Here is an 18,444-nt window from a genome sequence, read left to right as displayed (position 1 = left end):
TGGTTCCGCTCCCTATGGTCGCGCGGCAGAGAATTTGGTTCAATGCCGTCAGGCGAGCAGTGCCTTGCGCTGTTGCACCCGCGCAATGGAGCGCTGCACCGCGGCCTGATCCAGCGATCCGTCGTGCACTGCACCCGCGACTGCTGTGGCGATGCCGGCCATCGCCTGCTCCTGATCGAGCAGATTGTTGCCGATGCAGATCATGTCCATGCCGGCGGCGATCGCCTGCAGGCTGGCCGCGCTTGTGCCGAGCGCCTTCTGCAGCCCCTGCATCTGCATGTCGTCGGTGATCAGCAGCGTCGCGGGCAGCCGGTGGCGCAGCCGGCCGATTCCCGCCGGCGACAGGGTCATCGGATGCTGCGCGTCCCACTGGCGGACAATGGCGTGGCTGACCAACACCGCATCGCCGAAGATATCCGGGGCCAACGCGTAGAACAGCTCTTCCTGCTCCGGCCGCAGCGCATCGGAAATGTCCATGAACTCGAGATGTGAATCGACATGCGCGCCGCCGATGCCCGGATAATGCTTCAGGCAAAGACCCACGCCTGCCTGCCGCGCCGCGGCGTCGACCAGGCGGGCATTGGCCTCGACCTCGCCGATCTCGGACGAATACGACCGCTTGATCCTGCCGATGTTGGGATTGTCGGGATTGTAATCGACGTCGATGACGGGCGCGAGGTTGTAGCGGATGCCGAGCCGACGCAGCTCGCCATAGCTTGCAGCCAGGATCGTCTGCTTTTCCGCATGCCCGAGCCGGTTGAAATCCTTCGCGCTCGGCAGCGGCTGGAAACCCAGCCCGTCCTTGAGCCGGCGCACCAGACCGCCCTCCTGGTCGATGAAGACCAGCGGCTGTGACGGCAGCGCCGCGATCTCGGCACAGAGCGACTGCAGCTGCGCGGGCGAAGCGACGTTGTTGTCGTATTGCCGGGTCTGGCAGGAGTAATCGAACAGGATCACCCCGCCCAGCCCGAACCGCGCGGCAAATTCCCTCAGCCAGGACGGGATGACCTTGCCATGGAAGCCGAGGATGAAAAGTTCGCCGACGGACATCGCCGCTCGCTCATTGGGTGCACATGGAATCAGCCCGCACCCCTACGGAATAGCACGCTGCGACGACGGTAAGAATATGACGCGGCTTGCTGCGCGACTGCGTTCCCCGCGTTCGCTTCACTATGTTAAGACACGCAGGCACGCCTCGATCGCGCATGCCACAACACAAGACATTTCGGAAACGCCCATGACAGCACCTTACGTCCCGCAAATGGCCCTTTACCGCCAATGGCTGAAGGACACGCGCGGCCTCGCGTTTGCGGATTTCGAGGCGATGCGGCGCTGGTCGGTCACCGATATCGACGCCTTCTGGCAGAGCGTCTGGGATTATTTCGACCTGCGCTCGCCGACGCCGCATTCGGCGGTTCTGGCCGAGCGCAAGATGCCGGGCGCGGTGTGGTTTCCCGGCGCTTCGGTGAACTATGCGCGTCAGGTCTTCCGGCACGTCGCGCCGGCGCATGCCGCAGGCCAGCCGGCCCTGATCTCGAGCGGCGAGGACGGCAAGCTTTCGGAGACCAGCTGGCCGGAGCTGCAGCGCAAATCAGCGGCGCTTGCGCTGCATCTGAAGTCCAAGGGCGTCCGCGCCGGCGACCGCGTCGCGGCCTATCTGCCGAACATCCCGGAGACGATCATCGCGTTTCTTGCGACCGCGAGTATCGGCGCGATCTGGAGCGTCTGCGCGCCCGACATGGCGGCGCCCGCCGTGATCGACCGCTTCAAGCAGATCGAGCCAAAGGTATTGATTGCCTGCGACGCCGTGACCTATGCCGGCCGGCGTCATGACCGGAAGTCGGTGATCGAGGAATTGCGGCGCGCGCTGCCGACGGTTGAGCATGTCATCCTGCACAGCGATGCCGCGCCGTCCGAGACGCGGCTCTCGTCCATCCTTGCGGCCCAGAGCGCGGAGATCGACGCCTTCGAGCCGGAATGGCTGCCATTCGATCATCCGCTCTGGATTGTCTATTCCTCGGGCACCACGGGATTGCCGAAGCCGATCCTGCACAGCCATGGCGGCGTGATCGTCGTGGCGCTACCGCTGTCGACCCTGCACAACGACATCGGCTGCAGCTACCAGCCGAGCTCGTTCGGCGAACGCTTTCACTGGTACTCGTCGACCGGCTGGATCATGTGGAACTGTCAGACCAACGGCCTGCTCAACGGCACGACCTGCTGCATCTTCGACGGCAGTCCCGGCGGCACCAAGGACAAGCCGGACTGGACCACGCTGTGGCGCTTCGTCGCCGATGCCAAGGCGACCTTCTTCGGCGCGGGCGCGGCGTTCTTCGCCAATTGCACCAAGGCGGAAATCGATCTCGCTGATGTCGGCGACCTCTCCGGCCTGCGCACGCTCGGCTCGACCGGCTCGCCGCTCAGCGCCGACACGCAAGCCTGGTTCAACGAACGCTTCGCCGCGCTTTCGAAGCAGAATGGCAACGCCGCGCAGGCCGACATGTGGTGGGCCAATATCTCCGGCGGCACCGATTTCGCCGGCGCCTTCATCGGCGGCAACCGCGAATTGCCGCAGACCCCGGGCATCATGCAATGCCGGCTGCTCGGCTGCGCGGTGGAAGCTTTCGACGAGCAGGGCCGTGCCGTGATCGACGAGGTCGGCGAGCTCGTCTGCACCGAGCCGCTGCCCTCGATGCCGTTGCGCTTCTGGAACGATCCCGGCAACGCGCGCTACATGGCGAGCTATTTCGAGACCTATCCCGACAATTTCGACGGCACCGGGCGCGGCCCGGTGTGGCGGCATGGCGACTGGCTCAAGATCAACCCCGACGGCTCCTGCGTGATCTACGGCCGCAGCGACGCCACCATCAACCGCCACGGCTTGCGGATGGGCACCAGCGAGCTCTATTCGGCGATCGAGGCGCTGCCGGAGGTGCTGGATTCGATGGTCGTCGACCTCGAATATCTCGGCCGCGACAGCTACATGCCGCTGTTCGTGGTGCTGCGCGAGGGCATTGTCCTCGATGCCCTGATGAAGGCGAAGATCAACAAGGCGGTCGAGGCCGGGCTGTCGCGCCGCTTCCTGCCCAACGACATCTTCGTGGTGGCGGAAATTCCGCGCACGCTGTCCGGCAAGAAGCAGGAGCTTCCGGTCAAGAAGCTGCTGCTCGGCCACCCCGTCGAGAAGGTCATCAACCGCGATGCGATGGCCAATCCCGGCTGCCTCGACTGGTATCTCGACTTTGCCAAGGGCTATCTGAGCAGGCAAGCCGGCGCGGCATAAGCGATCGCGCCGTCGATCATCGCAGCCTGTTGCGCCATGGCGGCGGCGCGAGGGCGGCGCGCAGATGCTCGACGAAAGCCTGCGTGCGCCTGGCCCGGCCACTGCGGCCCGGATTGAGCAGCGCAACGATATCGGCCGGCGGCAGGCGGAAGTTCGGCAGGACCCGCACCAGCCGGCCACCGGCGAGCTCCTCTGTGACATCCCACTCCGACCTCACGATCAGGCCGTGATCCATGAGAGCCCAGGCCTTCACGACCTCGCCGTCATTGCTCGACAGGATCGGCTCGATCCTGACGACGTCAGGCTCCGCCGCCGCGCGCCTTCGCGAGAAGCGCCAGAGCGTCACGTCCTCTTCGTTCTCGCGCAACGCGATGCATTGATGCCCGCGCAGCTCCTGCGGGCTCGCCGGCGTTCCGTGGCGCTTCAGATAGGCCGGCGCGGCGCAAAGAAAGCGTTCATTGGGCGCGAGGCGCTGCAAGCGAAGCGTGGAATCCTTCAGCGCGCCGATATGGATCATGACGTCCCACGCGCTCGCAATGGCACGCGCCGGCCGATCGGACAGGTCGAGCTCGACCGACACATCGGGGTGGCGGGACCGGAAGGCAGCAACGACCGGCGCGACGTAGCGGCGTCCGAAGCCGAGCGGCGCAAGAATCTTCAGGTGGCCGGCGATGGTCCCGCGCCGCGCCTGCAGCGCTTCCGTCAGTTCCGTCGTCTCGTCGAGGAGCGTGCCGCCGCGCAGCACCAGCAGCTCGCCCTCATCGGTCAATGTCAGCCGCTGGGGCGAACGGCTGACCAGTTGAACGCCCAGGCGCTGCTCGAGGCTCTGCAGCCGCTGCGAGACCGCCGATGGCGTCACGTCGAGCGCCCGGGCCGCGGCCGCGAGCGACCGAGCCGCAGAGATGGCCAGGAAGAAGCGGATGTCGTCGGTCGAGATCATTAAGTCCAGACTTAATATAAGAATGACATTCGGTAAATTGTACTTAGCATGAAAACGGCTAGTCTCGCCGCATGTCAGCAGCCCCTGCCGTGAACGCACCGCATCCGCTTGCCGGGATCGAGACGCCCTGCCTCGTGCTCGACGAAGACCGGATGCTGCACAACATCGCCCGCCTGAAGACGCGGCTGTCGCGGCTCGGCGTGCCGCTGCGCCCGCATCTGAAGACCGCGAAATCCATTCCGGCGGCACGCGCTGTGATGGACGGCCCGGGCGGCCCGGCCGCGGTCTCGACCCTGCAGGAGGCCGAGATGTTTGCCGCGGCAGACGTCAAGGACATCCTCTATGCCGTCGGCATCGCGCCGCAAAAGCTCGATCGCGTCGCGGCGCTGCGGCGGCAGGGCGTGGACCTGTCCGTGGTGCTCGACAGCATGGAGCAGGCGGCCGCCGTCACCACGATGGCCCGCGCAACGAATGACCGCATTCCCGTGCTGATCGAGATCGATTGCGACAGCCATCGCGCCGGTGTCGGCGCGGGCGACCCGCTGCTGGTCGAGATCGGCCGCGCGCTGCACCAAGGCGGCGCTGAACTGCGCGGCGTGATGGCCCATGCCGGCGAATCTTATTCCTGCCGCAACGCGGCGGCGCTCGAGCAGGCGGCCGAGCAGGAACGCGCCGCCGCGGTCGCCTGCGCCGAGGCGTTGCGCGCGGCCGGACTGCCCTGCCCCGTGGTCAGCGTCGGCTCGACGCCGACAGCGCATTTTGCGCGCCGGCTCGATGGCGTCACCGAGGTGCGCGCCGGCGTGTTCGTGATGTTCGACCTTGTCATGGCCGGGATCGGGGTCTGCGCGGTCGAGGACATAGCGCTGTCGGTGCTCGCGACGGTGATCGGCCATCGCGCCGACCGCGGCTGGACCTTCATCGACGCCGGCTGGATGGCGCTGTCGCGCGATCGTGGCACCGCGAAGCAGCCGATCGACCAGGGCTACGGCATCGTCTGCGACATCGATGGACGGCCCTATCCCGACCTGATCGTGACCGAAACCAATCAGGAGCACGGCATCATCGCCCGCCGCCCCGGCAGCACGGAGCCCCAGGTAACGCTGCCGGTCGGCGCCAAGGTGCGGATCCTGCCGAACCATGCCTGCGCGACCGGAGCCCAGCACGACCGCTATCATGTCGTCGCCACAGGCGCCGGCTCGGTCAGGCAATGGGAGCGATTTCGCGGATGGTAGGAAACGGAGCGCAGCCCATGACCCGAGCCTATGACGCCGTTCTGTTCGATCTGCTGACCGCGTTGCTCGACAGCTGGACGCTCTGGAACAAGGTGGCGGGCTCCGACGACGCCGGGCTTCGCTGGCGGGCCGAATATCTCAGAAACACCTATGCCACCGGACGCTATCGTCCCTATGAGGATCTGGTGGGCGAGGCCGCGCGCAATGTCGGGCTGCCGTTCGAATTGGCCGAGGAGCTCGGCGCACGCTATGCGGAGCTCGATCCCTGGCCCGAGGTTTTCGATATCCTGCAAACGCTGCACAGCGACGGCGTCGCGCTCGGCGTCGTGACGAACTGCTCGGAGCGGCTCGGTCGCATCGCGGCCGATCGCATCGGCGTTCCCCTCACCGTGTTCGTGACGGCCGAACGCGCCGGCTACTACAAGCCGCAGCCGCAACCCTATCAGCTCGCCCTCGACGAACTGCCGGTCCCCGCCGATCGATGCCTGTTCGTCGCGGGATCGGGCTATGATCTGTTCGGCACGGCACGTGTGCAGTTGCCGACTTGGTGGCATAATCGTGCCGGAATGAACCCGCCGGAAGGGGCGCCCGCCCCGATCGTTGTTCGTGACAACCTTGCGACCTTGCCGGCCTTCGTGCTCGGTCGCGAGATGTCCGGCCGGCGCGCGACTTGAGGACCGAACCGAGATGCCATCACCCAGCTACATCGACCCGCTCAACGGAAAGCTCTACCCGCTGGATGTTCCGCGCTGGTGCTCCGACGAGGGCAAGCCGCTGCTCGTCACGCCGCTGCCCGGCATCTCCCGCGACGAGGTCGAGCGCGGGACGCGCTCGCTGTGGCGCTATCGCGCGGCGCTGCCGGTCGAGATCAAGCAGCCGATCACGATGGGCGAAGGCTGCACACCTGCGGTCGAGAAGGCGTGGGGCGATCTGCGGCCGCATTTCAAGCTCGAATGGTTCAATCCGACCGCGAGCTTCAAGGATCGCGGCACCACCGTGATGCTGTCCTTCTTGCGCCAGCTCGGCGTCGACGCGGTGCTGGAGGACTCTTCCGGCAATGGCGGCGCGTCGGTCTCGGCCTATGGCGCGGCGGGCGGCATGCGGGTCAGGATCCTTGCGCCGACGACGACATCGCCGATGAAGGTGGCCCAGATGCACGCCTTCGGCGCCGAGGTGCAACTGGTCGAAGGCCCGCGCGAGGAGTCCGAGGCGGAAGCGATCCGCCAGTCGAAACAGATCTTCTACTCCAGCCACAACTGGCAGCCGTTCTTCCTGCAAGGCACCAAGTCGCTGGCCTACGAGATCTGGGAAGACTTCGGCTTCACCGCGCCCGACAATGTCATCATGCCGGTCGGTGCCGGCAGCAGCCTGCTCGGCTGCTATATCGGCTTCAAGGAGCTGCTGGCGGCCGGACAGATCACGCGGCTGCCGCGCTTGTTCGCGGCCCAGCCGCTCAACTGCTCGCCGGTCGATGCCAGCTTCGCCGCCGGCGTCGACACGCCGGTCGATCGCGCGGTCCGCAAGACCATCGCCGAAGGTACCGCGATCAAGTATCCGCTGCGCCTGAAGCAGATGATCGCGGCGCTGAAGGAGAGCGGCGGCGCCACCGTCGCGATTCCCGAAGATGGCATCGTCGCCGCATTGAGGCGGCTGGCGCGTACCGGCCTGTTCGTCGAGCCGACCTCCGCCTCGGCCGCCGCCGCACTCGACGTCCTGACGGCGCGCGGCGCGATCCGGCCGACAGAGCGCACCGTCGTCATCATCAGCGGGACCGGGATCAAGGCAGCCGGGCTGATCACGGAGCTGCTGGGCACCTAGAGCGTTTTCGAGCGAAGTAGGCACCGGTTCGCGTGAAGAAAATGCGTCACAACAAGAAGCTAGAGCTTCGGTTCTGATTCAATAAGAATCGAAGCTCTAGTCAGCCCGCGGCGGCTGCGCGCGACGGCGAGGCGTGCGCCCGCCCGATATTGTCGAGGAACTGACGCACGCTTTCCTGCCAGGTGAAGGTCAGGGCGTGGGCACGGCACTTCTCGCGCGGCACCAGCAGCGCACCGAGCGCGGCGCGGCGCAGATCGTGATCGAGGCAACCGCAGCCTGACTTGCCGATCACGTCGAGCGGTCCCATCACCGGAAAGGCCGCAACCGGCAGGCCGCTGGCGAGCGCCTCGAGGATCACCATCCCGAACGTATCAGTGAGACTTGGAAACACCATGACGTCAGCGGACGCATAGACATCGGCGAGCGCCCGGCCCGTCCGCGTGCCGAGAAAATGGACCTGCGGAAACCGGGTCTGCAATGTGCTGCGCTGCGGCCCGTCCCCGACCACGACCTTCGAGCCCGGCAGGTCGAGACCGAGAAAGGCATCGAGATTCTTCTCGACCGCGACGCGGCCGACATACAAAAACACCGGCTCCGGGAAGGCGAGCGGCCGCTCTGTCCGCGGGCAAAACAGCTCGGCATCGACGCCGCGCGACCATGGCATCAATTTGCGGAAGCCATGCGCCTTCAACGCCTGCTCAAGCGACGGCGAGCCGACCATGATGCCGTCTCCACCGTTATGGAAACGGCGCAACGCCGCGTAGCTCCACCGCAGCGGGACCGGTAGCCGCGCGGCGAGATATTCGGGAAAGCGCGTGTGATAACTGGTCGTGAACGGATAGCCGCGTGTCTGGCAGACATGCCGGCTGATCCAGCCGATCGGACCCTCGGTCGCGATGTGCACCGAGTCCGGGCGCGCAGCCGCGATGGCGCGCGCGATCCGCCCGATCGTCGGCAGCGCGAGGCGGATCTCCGGGTAGCCGGGTAACGGCACGGTGCGGAAATCGGCCGGCGTCAGAAACGTAATATCCGCGCCGAGCGCCGGCGCTTCACTGGCGAGATATTCGAGCGAGCGGACCACACCATTGACCTGCGGGCGCCAGGCGTCGGTTGCCACCAGCACGCGCATCAGGCGGCCGCCTGCGCGAGCGGCGCGAGGTCTGCAGTACCCGACGCGCTCCGCTCTTCCGTCCATCGGACGATTTCAAACTGCCCATCATAGCGCTCGACCACGCCCGTGCAGGACTCCACCCAATCCCCGGTGTTGATGTAGCGGACGCCGAAATCGTCGTGCAGCGCCGCGTGATGGATGTGGCCGCAGATCACGCCTTGAACGTTGCTGCGCGCGGCCTCCGACGCCAGCACCTCCTCGAACCGGCCGATGTGGTTGACCGCATTCTTGACCCGCAATTTCGCCCAGGAGGAGAACGACCAATAGCCGAACCCAAATCGGCGCCTGATCCAGTTGAGCCAGATATTGCAGGCGAGCGCGGCCCGATAGCCGGCATCGCCGATCAGCGCGAGCCAGCGCGCATGCCGCACCACGAGATCGAAATGATCGCCGTGAACGACGAGATAGTCGCGGCCGTCGAGGCCACGATGGATCGCCCGATCGACAATCTCGACGCCGCCGAACGCCGCACCCGAATAGTCACGCAGGAACTCGTCGTGATTGCCGGGAATGTAGACCAGGCGCCGGCCCCGTTGCGCGAGCTCGATCAGCTCCCGCACGACCGCATTGTGCGCCGTGGGCCAGTACCAGCTCGACCGCAGACACCAGCCGTCGACGATGTCGCCGACCAGGAACACCGTTTCGGCATCATGGTGGCGGAGGAAGTCGATCAACCGCTCGGCCTGGCATCCCCGGGTCCCGAGATGGACATCGGAGACGAACAGGCTCCTGACCTTGACGACGTCCCGCGGCGAGACCCGCCTGCCGTCCGCGCGATCGCCAGCCCGGTGCATGCCGCCGTCCGGCCGAAACGCCGCCGCCATGGCCTCGGCCAATCCCGCGAGAACTTTCGTGACATCGCGGCTGGCGCATCGCCTGAAGATCGAGCGGTGCCAATAGATGCCTGCGATAAGCACCAGCAGCGCGAACTCGGCCGCGCGATATCTCCCGCCCGAAGCCGCGTGACCGAACTGATAGCTCGCTGCCAGGACCAGCAGCGTCGCGGCAGCGCGCTCGAGCGTATCCGAGCCCGGCCTCAGGCGGGATAACAGGGTTCTCATACGCCTTCCTCCACCGGCAAGCGTGAGGGGAGCGCGCGCGGCTTCCCGAGAGGGCGCGCCGCGAGCGAGCGCTTGTAGAAGCGAAATCCGAGGAAGAGCGCGACCTCCACAGCGATCAGGATGACCACCACCCAGAAGCCAAGGCTGATCGGATCGTGGCCGCTGCCGCGCAGGACATAGCCAAGCGTGAGGAACGGCATGTTCCAGATCACGGTACCGATCGCCGTTGCCATCACGAAGGCGCGTGGCTCCAGGTGCAACACACCGGCTGGGAGAGCGAGGTAAATCCGCACGGTGGGCAGCGTCTGACCGATCAGCGTCACCCAGAAATGATTGCCGCGATAGGCGTCGGTGAGCTGTCGGTAGAGCGAAGGCCGCAGCAACACGAACTTGCCATAGCGCGCCACCAGCCCTTCGATGCGCCGCGAGCCGAGCACGCGCCCGAGCCCGTACCAGCCGATGGCACCGACGACCGACCCGGCGCTGGTCACGAGGATTGTCATCGCAAGCATCGTGCCGTCGGAGACCGTCAAGCCGAGAAGCATCAGCAGCACGTAGGACGGCAGCAACGGAATGAACTTCTCGGCGACGGCGAGGCAGCCAACCCCCACCAGGCCGAAGTGCAGAAACATCGCGATCGTGCTCGACGTGTCCATGGCGCCTCGATCAAGCGTGGGAGTGGCGGCGGCTGATCCGGTACACGGAAGCCGGAGGCAGGTTGAGGAACGTCTGCCCGATGCAGCTCGCCTGCAGATCGAGGCGATCCAGGATCGCGTCTGCGACAGGACAACGCGGACCATAGGTGATCTGGTAGAACGCCCCGCCGGCGCGAAGATAGCCGAAGGCGCCGTTGAGGATGGTTATGACTTTCTCCGGTGGCATCATGAGGAGCCCGAGGCCGCTCACGACCGCACCGACCGGTGCCCCGTCGAACAGCCTTTCCCTCCGCAGCCAGGCCGCATCCATCCAGAGCACCCGCGCGCCCGGGAAGCGCCGCTGCAGCAGCGGGATGAACTCGGAGCCGTACTCCACCAGCGTCAGATCCTGCTGCCTGACGCCGCGCTTCAGCAACGCGCGGGTGAAGACGCCCGTGCCGGGGCCAAGCTCGAGCACGGGGCCGGTGTCCGCGGTGATCTCCTGCACCATGAGCGACGAGACAGCGGGCCCCGACGGCGCGACCGCGGCGACACGCAACGGATTACGCACCCAGGCGCGGACGAACGGCAGGATGTCAGCGGCCGACATGCTGGAGCTCCCGCACGATGAGCGCGCAATCGGTCTGGCGCCACGGATTCATTAACAAGGCCATTCGTGTGTCTTTCACATTGTGGGTGCCCACCACCGTGTGTGGGAGGCTCCCGCCAGTTGAGCAGTGCTGGACCGTGACGGGACGATTCGACCCGCTCCGACCGACGCCTCTGTCTCATGCGAAGGTTGCGCTAGCCTGTCGCGAATGCGCGCGCGCGAAATTTTGGCTCGCGAGGCATTCGCGCGGAGAAAACCGCAAGGTTGCCGCAATGAATCGGGCATAAAGTCGGCGGATCGAATGACGAACCGATGCAGGGATAGGGACGACGAATGCGCGTGCTGTTGGTGGAAGACCAGCCGGACATGGTCGCGGCGCTGCGTGCGGCACTCGCGCGCCACGACATGCTGGTCGATCACGCGCCGGATCTCTTGGAAGCCGAGGCGATTGCCGCAGCGGGAAGTTACGACGCGATCGTGCTGGATCGCCAGTTGCCTGACGGCGACGGACTGTCGCTGATTCCGAAACTGCGTGCGAGCGGCAACACCGTGCCGGTGCTGGTGCTGACCGCCCGCGGCGAGCTCGCGGACCGGGTCTCGGGTCTCGATAGCGGCGCCGACGATTATCTCGGCAAGCCATTTGCATTCGAGGAGTTGCTGGCGCGGCTGCGCGCGCTGTTGCGCCGCCCCGCGAGCGTGCAGGAGCATGCCGCGCGGATCGGCCGCCTGTCGTTCGACTTCACCCATCGCGAGGCCAGCGTCGATGGACATCCCCTGGAGATGCCGCGTCGCGAGCGGCTGGTGCTCGAGACGCTGCTGCATCGGATGGGACGCATGGTGCAGCGCTCCGCGCTGATGGAGGCGGTCTACGGCCTCGACGACGAGGTGCAGCCCAATGCGCTCGACAGTCATGTGTCGCGTTTGCGCCGCAGGCTCGCCGAGGCCGACGCCGGCGTCACCATCAACGGCGTTCGCGGCCTCGGCTATGTGCTGCGGGAAACACCGTGAGCGTGCTGCGACCGCGATCCCTGACCTGGCGCCTGATCGGGCGGCTCGCGGGCCTGCAGGCCGTCACGCTGACCCTCCTGATTCTGCTGATCGGAGCCGCCGCGATCGGTCTGCTGCGGGCGGGACTGCTGATCGGCGAGTACGAAGGCAGCACGCTCGATACGCTGCGCGACGCCGTCACCCGCGATGAAGCGGGCGGACTGATGCTGCGCCAAACGCCGGAGCTGGCCGCCCTGCGCGGCGAGCACGCCGATTTCTGGTTCGTCATCCGCGACACCGAGGGACACCAGTTGGCCGAAGGCGCGGTGCCCGCACAATTCGCGCCGATCGCCTCAGCCCTCGATCATGTGAGCGAGGCGCGGCTCAAATGGAATGCAGAGGAAGCCACGCGGCCGGCGGGTCTCGTCAAATGGGTCGACACGGCGGCCGGACGGATCCAGATCCTGACCGGCACATACGGCCAGCTCTCGATGTGGCGCGCGCTGGAGAGCACACCATTGCTGTTCCTCAACATGATCCTGCCGATCGTCGTGCTGATGACGCTGGCGACGCTGATCGCGACTCCATTCGTGGTGCGCCGGGCCATGAAGGGCCTCGCACAGGTCGCGGCGCAGGCCGAGCGCATCGACATCGACCAGCGCGGCGCGCAGTTGCCGCTCGACGAGGTGCCGATCGAGATCACCCCGCTGGTCAAGGCCATCAATGCCGCACTCGACCGCCTCGACAAGGGTTACGAACGTCACCGCCGTTTCCTCGCCGATGCCGCGCACGAGCTGCGCACCCCGATCGCGATTCTCTCGACACGGGTCGCTTCGCTGGAAGCCGGGCCGGAGAAGACCCATCTGCTCGAGGACGCGACACGCCTCAGCGTCATGGCGGGCCAACTGCTGGACCTGCAACGGCTCGATCAGCGCGCCGACACGTTCGGGCCCGTCAATCTCGTCGGCATCGCGCGGCAGGTCGTCCTCGACCTCGCGCCGCTCGCCTTCGCGGCGGGATATGAAATGTCGTTTGAGTACGACGTCGAGACGGTCATGGTGAGCGGCGACCAGACATCGCTCGAGCGGGCCCTCACCAATCTCGTACAGAACGCCGTCGACCACGGACAGCGGCGCGGCACGATCCTGGTCCGGGTGACGACAGCCGGTTGCATCGAGGTCTGCGACGATGGCGCCGGCATTCCGCCCGACGAGCGCGAGCAGATCTTCGAGCCATTCCGTCGGCTGCAACCAGGCGGACGCGGCGCCGGCCTCGGCCTCGATCTGGTGCAGAGCATCATGCGTCTGCACGGCGGCCGGATCGAGGTTGATCAGGCACCGTCCGGCGGCGCCTGCATGCGCATGGTGTTCCCGAAGGCTCAGACGGCGTGCTGATCGAGCGGAGGCGGTCGAGGCGCGCCGCGACACAAGAGCCCGCTCCGATGGCATCGGAACGGCGCTCTCGTTTCTTGTTTTGGCGCATTCTTCTTTACGCGAACCTGAGTCCAGGTCGTTCGAAAACGTTCTAGCCCGCCTTGCGCAGCTTGAGGGCCTCGTAGAACGCGGTCTCGAAATTGATGTAGCCGATGAAGGATGTCGGATCGCCAAACGGCAGGATCTGCGTCGCCCAGAATCCGCCGAAACCGTTCTGGCGATCGATCCAGTAGAACAGGTTGGCGAGGCCGGCCCAGCCGAGCGCGCCGGCGGGCCGGCCGGTCGGAGCTTGCTCATCATTGATCATGAAGCTCAGCGCCCAGGACTTCGACTGGCCGGGGAAGAACTCGGCGTCGTTGGCGAGCGAGGTGATCACGCCGGTAATGGCGGTAACCTTGTTGTTGCCGAGATGATTCTTCTCCGCCATCCGCACGGTCTCGGCCTTCAGGACCCGGCCATGCTCGCCGGCGCCGTCGTTCAGCCACATCCGGATGAAGCGCATGTAGTCGCCGATGGTGCCGTAGAGCCCGTGGCCGCCCATATGGATCTCCGGATTGGCCGGCAGCTCGAAATCCATCGTCGTGAGCGAGCCGTCGGCGTTGCGGGCGTGAATGCCGGCAAGCCGGCGGCGCATCGCGTCGGTGAGCTCAAATGCCGTGTCCTGGATTCCGAGCGGCTCGAAGATCCGTGTCTTGAAGACCTCGCCGAGCCGGCGGCCGGCGATCGACTCGACGATCTGGCCGCACCAATCCAGGTTGGTGCCGTACTCCCATCGCTCGCCGGGATCGAACAGCAGCGGCGTCATCAACGAAGCCTTGGACGCCGTGATCACGCTGGGTTGCCCCTTCTCCTGCGCGAGGCGATTGTAGGTGTGATTGATGAAGTCGTAGCCCAGGCCTGCACTGTGGACCATCAGCATGCGCGTGGTGATGTCGCGCTTCGGTGCACGCAGCCGAGGCTCGCCGTCGTCGTCGAATCCCTCGATGACCTGGAGCTTGCCGAGGTCGGGCGCATAGGTCTTGGCAGGCGCATCGAGATCGAGCTTGCCTTTCTCGACGAGTTGCAGGACGGCCGTCCCGGTGATTGCCTTGGTGGTCGAGAAGATGGCGAACACGCTGTCGGTCGTCATGTCCGCGGCCTGATCGAGCCGGCGCTTGCCGGCGGCGCCTTCATAGATGTTGCGATGGCGGTCGGTCACCATGGCAACGACGCCGGGAACGCGCGGGTTAGAGGTCACCACACCGTCGAGAATCGCATCTGCCGTCGCACCGAAATTCGTGCTCATTGTCTTTCTCCCATAATGATTGTGATGTCGTCGATCGCAAGCGGCACTGCCGGTTCACGAAGACCGCAGCGCCACGTCACGATCGGAGCTACTGCATGGCAAAGCCCTGATAGCCGCTCGCGGCGACCTCGTCGCATTTCTGGCGATAGGTGCCGACGCCGCCGCAATAGGACAGCACACGGCGCGGCTTGCCCTCGACATTCGAGCCGAGGTACCAGGAGTTGGTCTTGGCGATCAGCGTTGCGTTGGCGGTCTCGTCGTGGTGCGCCACCCACTGATCCTCGGCGTCCCTGGTCGGCTCGATGACGTTGAGGTTCTTGCCGCGCAGGTATTTGATGCAGTCGGCGATCCACTCGACCTGCTGCTGCAGGCAGGTCGTCATGTTGCAAAGCGCCGCCGAGGGCGCGAGCGGCACCGCGGTCGTGAACAGGTTCGGATAGCCGTGGACCTGCAAGCCCATCGTGGTGCGGATGTCCCTGCCCCAATCGTCCTTCAGCGATCGTCCGTCGCGACCGCGAATGTCGATGCGCGTCAATGCCCCCGTTCCGGCGTCGAAGCCGGTGGCCAGGATGATGACGTCGAACGCGTGCACCGTGCCGTCGGCGGTCTGGATGCCCTCCGGCGTGATGCGGGCGATCGGATTGTTCTTGACGCCGACGATCTCGACATTGGGCCGGTGGAAGGCCTCGAGGAAATTGCTCTCCAGCGGTACCCGATGCGTGCCGAAACCGTAATCGGACGGAATCAGCTGCTCGCACAGCTTGGGGTCCTTGATCCGCTCGCGCATCTTTTCGCGCACGAACTCGGTGATCTCGGCGTTGATGGCTTCGTCGAAGAACAATTCGGCGAAGGACGAAACCCACAATTTGAGCGATCCGTCATTCCAGCAGTCCTCGATCACCCGGCGGCGCTGCTGCGGCGTCAGGTCGGCCCAGACATGCTCGAAGTCGAACTCGAATCCGGTAAACGTCTTCGGCAGCCGCTCGGTAAGGAACTTGAACTTCGACTTGTAGGCCTCGGCATCCGCCGCATCCCATTTCGGGTTCTTCATCGGAATGATGTATTGCGGGGTGCGGATGAAGACCTTGAGATGGCCGACCTCGCCGGCAATCGACTGGATCACCTGGATTCCGGTCGCGCCGTTGCCGACCACGCCGACACGTTTACCGGCGAGTTCGATCGGTCTCTTGGGCCAGCGCGCGGTGTGGAACAACTCGCCCTTGAAGGTCTCCTGTCCGGGGAAGGACACATGCGGCGCCGACAGCATGCCGCAGCAGGTGACCAGGAATTGCGCGTCGATCACATCGCCCTGGTCCGTCGTCACCAGCCAGCGCTGTGTCGCCTCGTTGAAGTGCGCGCTCTTGACCGTGGTGCCGAACTGGATGTCCTTCCTGAGGTCGAGGCGGTCGGCGACGTAGTTCAGCCAACGCTCGATCTCCGGCTGGCCCGGGAACCGCTCGCTCCAGCTCCAGCCTTTGTAAAGTTCTTCGGAGAACAGATACTGATAGGTGTGGCCTTCAGAATCGAACCGGGCGCCGGGATAGCGGTTCCAGTACCAGGTGCCGCCGACGCTTGACCCGGCATCGATCGCCTTCACGCTCAGTCCCTGCTCGCGCAGGCGGAACAGTTGATAAAGACCGGCGACGCCGGCGCCGACGACCACGGCGTCGAGCTTGGTCGTCGCACGCGCACCATTACTTCCATTCGACCGTGTGACGGTCTCGGTCATCGTTTCCTCCTGTTGTCTGGCTTCGCAAGCGCTCCCAACCGACCGTGTCGCCGGGAAATGGTGCGCTGCGTCAATTGGGTCTCGGACGCTGTAGCCGAGACGCAGAGCAGGCTACGGGTCGTGCGACCGAGCGGCTTGGATGAAACCGACAATCTCTGGAACGCGGCTGTTCAATCGCGCATCGGCCGTTGGTCGGCTTGGCAAACGGCAAGAGCGGCCTATCCTGCGCTCAAACGTCCGGCCAAGAAGAAGCGTCAACCGCGCCACGGATTCCACGGAGGAGGCTCGCGCGATGGGCCAATTGATCACGGTCGAGGAGCTGCCGCGCTATGCGCCCGGTGAGCTGAAGCTGGACAGCGCCTCAGTCGGAAGGAACGACTTCCGGCTGCGGATTTTCCGCTATGGACCATCGGATATCTGGGTTCCCCCGTCGGAAAACTTCCTGCTCGTGCTCTATCGCGACGGCGTGACGTCGATGAACCGTCGCGTCACCGGCGCTTGGAAGCAGGATCACGTCGGTCGCGGCGTCACCTCGTTGTTGACCCGCGCCGAGCCATCAAGCTGGAACTGGAAGAACGACATCGAAGTCACCCATTTCTATATCGCTCCAGCGCTCATGATGAAGACCGCGAGCGATGCCTTCGACCGCGACGCCGAGGCGATCGAACTTCACGATCTGCTCAAGGCCGATGATCCGATGCTGACCTGGATCAACGACCAGATGGTTCAGGAAGTTGCCGCAGGCGGTCCGGGCGGACGCCTCTGCTATGACGCGCTGGCGCTTCAAGCCAGCGTGCACATCCTGCGGAAATATGCGGCGATCGAATTCAAGATGCCGTGCGCGCAAGGACGCTTTCGCCCGGCACATGCTCGCTTGATCGAGGACTATATCGAGCAGAACATCTTCCGGAACATCACGCTGGAAGAGCTGGCGAACATCTGCAATTGCACGCCGATCCAGTTCGCCCGCAAGTTCCGCGTGCATTACGGCACGCGGCCGCATGCCTATGTCCTGCGGCGCAAGGTGGAGCACGCGTGCCAGCATCTGCGCAAGGACCGCGTTGCGCTGAAGGAGATCGCGCTGCTGAGCGGCTTCGCCGATCAAAGCCACCTCAATCGCGTCTTCCGGCAGCACATGAACGTCACGCCGGCGGAATATCGCCGGCAAGTCTGCAAACATTCCGCGCAATCGTGAGACCATGATGCCGGCGGCCCGGCGGCCGGCTCACACCGGCGGCGGGTTCAATCGCGCAAAACCTTCCTGGATTCGGTAAGGGTAGTATGGATAAGCTGGCATCACCGCGCTCGCCCTGTCGAGACGCGCGATCTGGTCTGCCGAAAGCGACCATCCGACCGCGCCGAGATTGTCGCGAAGCTGCGCTTCATCACGCGCGCCGATGATGATCGAGGACACGCTGGGACGCGTGAGCAGCCAGGCAATCGCGACCTGCGGCACGCTGCGGCCGGTCTCTGTGGCGACGACGTCCAGCGCGTCGACGATCGCGTAAAGCTTCTCGTCGTCGACCGGCGGCCCGAACTGCGCGGTCTCGTGCAGCCGGCTGTTCGCGGGCAACGGTTGCCCGCGCCTGATCTTGCCGGTGAGCCGGCCCCATCCGAGCGGGCTCCAGACCAGCGCGCCGACGCCCTGGTCGAGCGCGAGCGGCATCAGCTCGGATTCATAGTCGCGGCCGACCAGCGAATAATAGACCTGGTGCGCGACATAGCGCGGCCAGCCGTGCCGCTCGGCGATGCCGAGCGATTTCATCAGGTGCCAGCCGGAGAAATTCGAGGCGCCGACATAGCGCAGCTTGCCGGCACGCACCAGCGCATCGAGCGTCGACAGCACCTCGTCGATCGGCGTGAAGGCGTCGAAGGCATGAAGTTGCAGGAGGTCGATATAGTCGGTGTTGAGCCGCTTCAGCGCGGCGTCGACCGAAGCGACGAGGCGGTATCGCGACGTGCCGGCATCGAGCGGACCGTCGCCCATCGGCAGGCCGGTCTTGGTCGAGATCAAGACCTTGTCGCGGCGGCCCTTGAGCGCGGCGCCGAGGATCTCCTCCGATGCGCCGTTCGAATAGACATCGGCGGTGTCGAACAAATTGACGCCGGCCTCGAAGCAGATGTCGATCAGCCGCCGCGCTTCGTCGACACCGCTGCGGCCCCAGGCCGAGAACAAGGGTCCCTGGCCGCCGAAGGTGCCGGTGCCGAAGCTGAGCACCGGGACCTTCAGGCCGGACGCACCAAGATTACGATATTCCAT

16 protein-coding genes are annotated in these 18,444 nt (G+C 65.5%); 7 read left to right on the top strand and 9 right to left on the bottom strand.

All coding sequences use genetic code 11. The annotated features are described in order from the left end of the window. Positions 1-48: 48 nt before the first annotated feature. Positions 49-1,050, bottom strand: a complete 1,002-nt coding sequence (locus tag HAP47_RS02500) for a glycoside hydrolase family 3 protein (RefSeq protein WP_173639579.1) — start codon at positions 1,048-1,050, stop codon at positions 49-51. 187 nt (positions 1,051-1,237) lie between these two features. Between HAP47_RS02500 and HAP47_RS02495 the strand changes: the two genes are divergently transcribed. Further along, positions 1,238-3,283 carry an acetoacetate--CoA ligase gene (locus HAP47_RS02495; protein WP_173639580.1) on the top strand — a complete coding sequence of 682 codons (2,046 nt, stop codon included), beginning with the start codon at positions 1,238-1,240 and terminating at the stop codon, positions 3,281-3,283. A gap of 16 nt (positions 3,284-3,299) precedes the next feature. Here HAP47_RS02495 and HAP47_RS02490 read toward each other — a convergent pair whose 3' ends face one another. Beyond that, positions 3,300-4,322 carry a LysR substrate-binding domain-containing protein gene (locus tag HAP47_RS02490; RefSeq protein WP_231168715.1) on the bottom strand — a complete coding sequence of 341 codons (1,023 nt, stop codon included), beginning with the start codon at positions 4,320-4,322 and terminating at the stop codon, positions 3,300-3,302. Here HAP47_RS02490 and HAP47_RS02485 point away from each other — a divergent pair. From HAP47_RS02485 to HAP47_RS02475, 3 genes are read left to right on the top strand one after another with little or no spacing between them, the layout of a single operon-like run. Continuing rightward, entirely contained in the window at positions 4,295-5,455 is a 1,161-nt protein-coding gene (locus HAP47_RS02485; protein ID WP_173639582.1) for a DSD1 family PLP-dependent enzyme, read from the top strand. The genes HAP47_RS02490 and HAP47_RS02485 overlap by 28 nt on opposite strands. A 17-nt stretch (positions 5,456-5,472) precedes the next feature. Further along, positions 5,473-6,129, top strand: a complete 657-nt coding sequence (locus tag HAP47_RS02480) for an HAD-IA family hydrolase (RefSeq protein ID WP_173639583.1) — start codon at positions 5,473-5,475, stop codon at positions 6,127-6,129. A 13-nt stretch (positions 6,130-6,142) separates the two neighbouring features. After that, entirely contained in the window at positions 6,143-7,273 is a 1,131-nt protein-coding gene (locus HAP47_RS02475) for a threonine synthase (RefSeq protein ID WP_173639584.1), read from the top strand. 100 nt (positions 7,274-7,373) lie between these two features. Here the strand turns inward: HAP47_RS02475 and HAP47_RS02470 are convergent, their stop codons facing one another. The 4 genes from HAP47_RS02470 to HAP47_RS02455 form a co-directional block, all read right to left on the bottom strand. Then, the gene (locus HAP47_RS02470) at positions 7,374-8,402 is read right to left on the bottom strand and encodes a glycosyltransferase family 4 protein (protein WP_173639585.1); all 1,029 of its coding nucleotides are present in this window, start codon (positions 8,400-8,402) and stop codon (positions 7,374-7,376) included. Beyond that, positions 8,402-9,238, bottom strand: a complete 837-nt coding sequence (locus HAP47_RS02465) for a UDP-2,3-diacylglucosamine diphosphatase (protein ID WP_173640699.1) — start codon at positions 9,236-9,238, stop codon at positions 8,402-8,404. Before HAP47_RS02465 ends, HAP47_RS02470 begins: the two co-directional genes overlap by 1 nt. Positions 9,239-9,501: 263 nt before the next feature. Next, positions 9,502-10,161 carry a DedA family protein gene (locus HAP47_RS02460; protein ID WP_173639586.1) on the bottom strand — a complete coding sequence of 220 codons (660 nt, stop codon included), beginning with the start codon at positions 10,159-10,161 and terminating at the stop codon, positions 9,502-9,504. A 10-nt stretch (positions 10,162-10,171) separates the two neighbouring features. Beyond that, complete coding sequence (locus tag HAP47_RS02455) at positions 10,172-10,750, bottom strand: class I SAM-dependent methyltransferase (RefSeq protein ID WP_173639587.1); 579 nt, start codon at positions 10,748-10,750, stop codon at positions 10,172-10,174. Between the two features lie 333 nt (positions 10,751-11,083). Here HAP47_RS02455 and HAP47_RS02450 point away from each other — a divergent pair, with 333 nt between their 5' ends. Further along, a complete protein-coding gene (locus HAP47_RS02450) occupies positions 11,084-11,758 on the top strand; it encodes a response regulator transcription factor (protein ID WP_173639588.1) in 675 nt (224 codons plus the stop codon). A gap of 5 nt (positions 11,759-11,763) precedes the next feature. Next, positions 11,764-13,131 (top strand): sensor histidine kinase, encoded by a 1,368-nt coding sequence (locus HAP47_RS02445; RefSeq protein WP_173640700.1) that lies wholly within the window; start codon positions 11,764-11,766, stop codon positions 13,129-13,131. Between the two features lie 130 nt (positions 13,132-13,261). Here HAP47_RS02445 and HAP47_RS02440 read toward each other — a convergent pair whose 3' ends face one another. Both HAP47_RS02440 and HAP47_RS02435 read right to left on the bottom strand, forming a co-directional pair. After that, positions 13,262-14,455 (bottom strand): serine hydrolase domain-containing protein, encoded by a 1,194-nt coding sequence (locus HAP47_RS02440; protein WP_173639589.1) that lies wholly within the window; start codon positions 14,453-14,455, stop codon positions 13,262-13,264. Positions 14,456-14,543: 88 nt separating this feature from the next. Then, on the bottom strand, positions 14,544-16,184 hold the full coding sequence (locus HAP47_RS02435) for a flavin-containing monooxygenase (protein ID WP_173639590.1): 1,641 nt from the start codon (positions 16,182-16,184) through the stop codon (positions 14,544-14,546). A gap of 292 nt (positions 16,185-16,476) precedes the next feature. On the opposite strand from HAP47_RS02435, the gene HAP47_RS02430 reads away from it, so the two are divergent. Beyond that, positions 16,477-17,379, top strand: a complete 903-nt coding sequence (locus HAP47_RS02430; RefSeq protein ID WP_173639591.1) for a helix-turn-helix transcriptional regulator — start codon at positions 16,477-16,479, stop codon at positions 17,377-17,379. 30 nt (positions 17,380-17,409) lie between these two features. Here the strand turns inward: HAP47_RS02430 and HAP47_RS02425 are convergent, their stop codons facing one another. Then, complete coding sequence (locus HAP47_RS02425) at positions 17,410-18,444, bottom strand: aldo/keto reductase (protein ID WP_173639592.1); 1,035 nt, start codon at positions 18,442-18,444, stop codon at positions 17,410-17,412.

The sequence above is a fragment of the Bradyrhizobium sp. 41S5 genome (assembly GCF_011516665.3).
Lineage (GTDB): Bacteria > Pseudomonadota > Alphaproteobacteria > Rhizobiales > Xanthobacteraceae > Bradyrhizobium > Bradyrhizobium quebecense.
The sequence above is the reverse complement of the archived record's forward strand: the minus strand, read 5'-3'. Positions and strand labels throughout refer to the sequence as shown.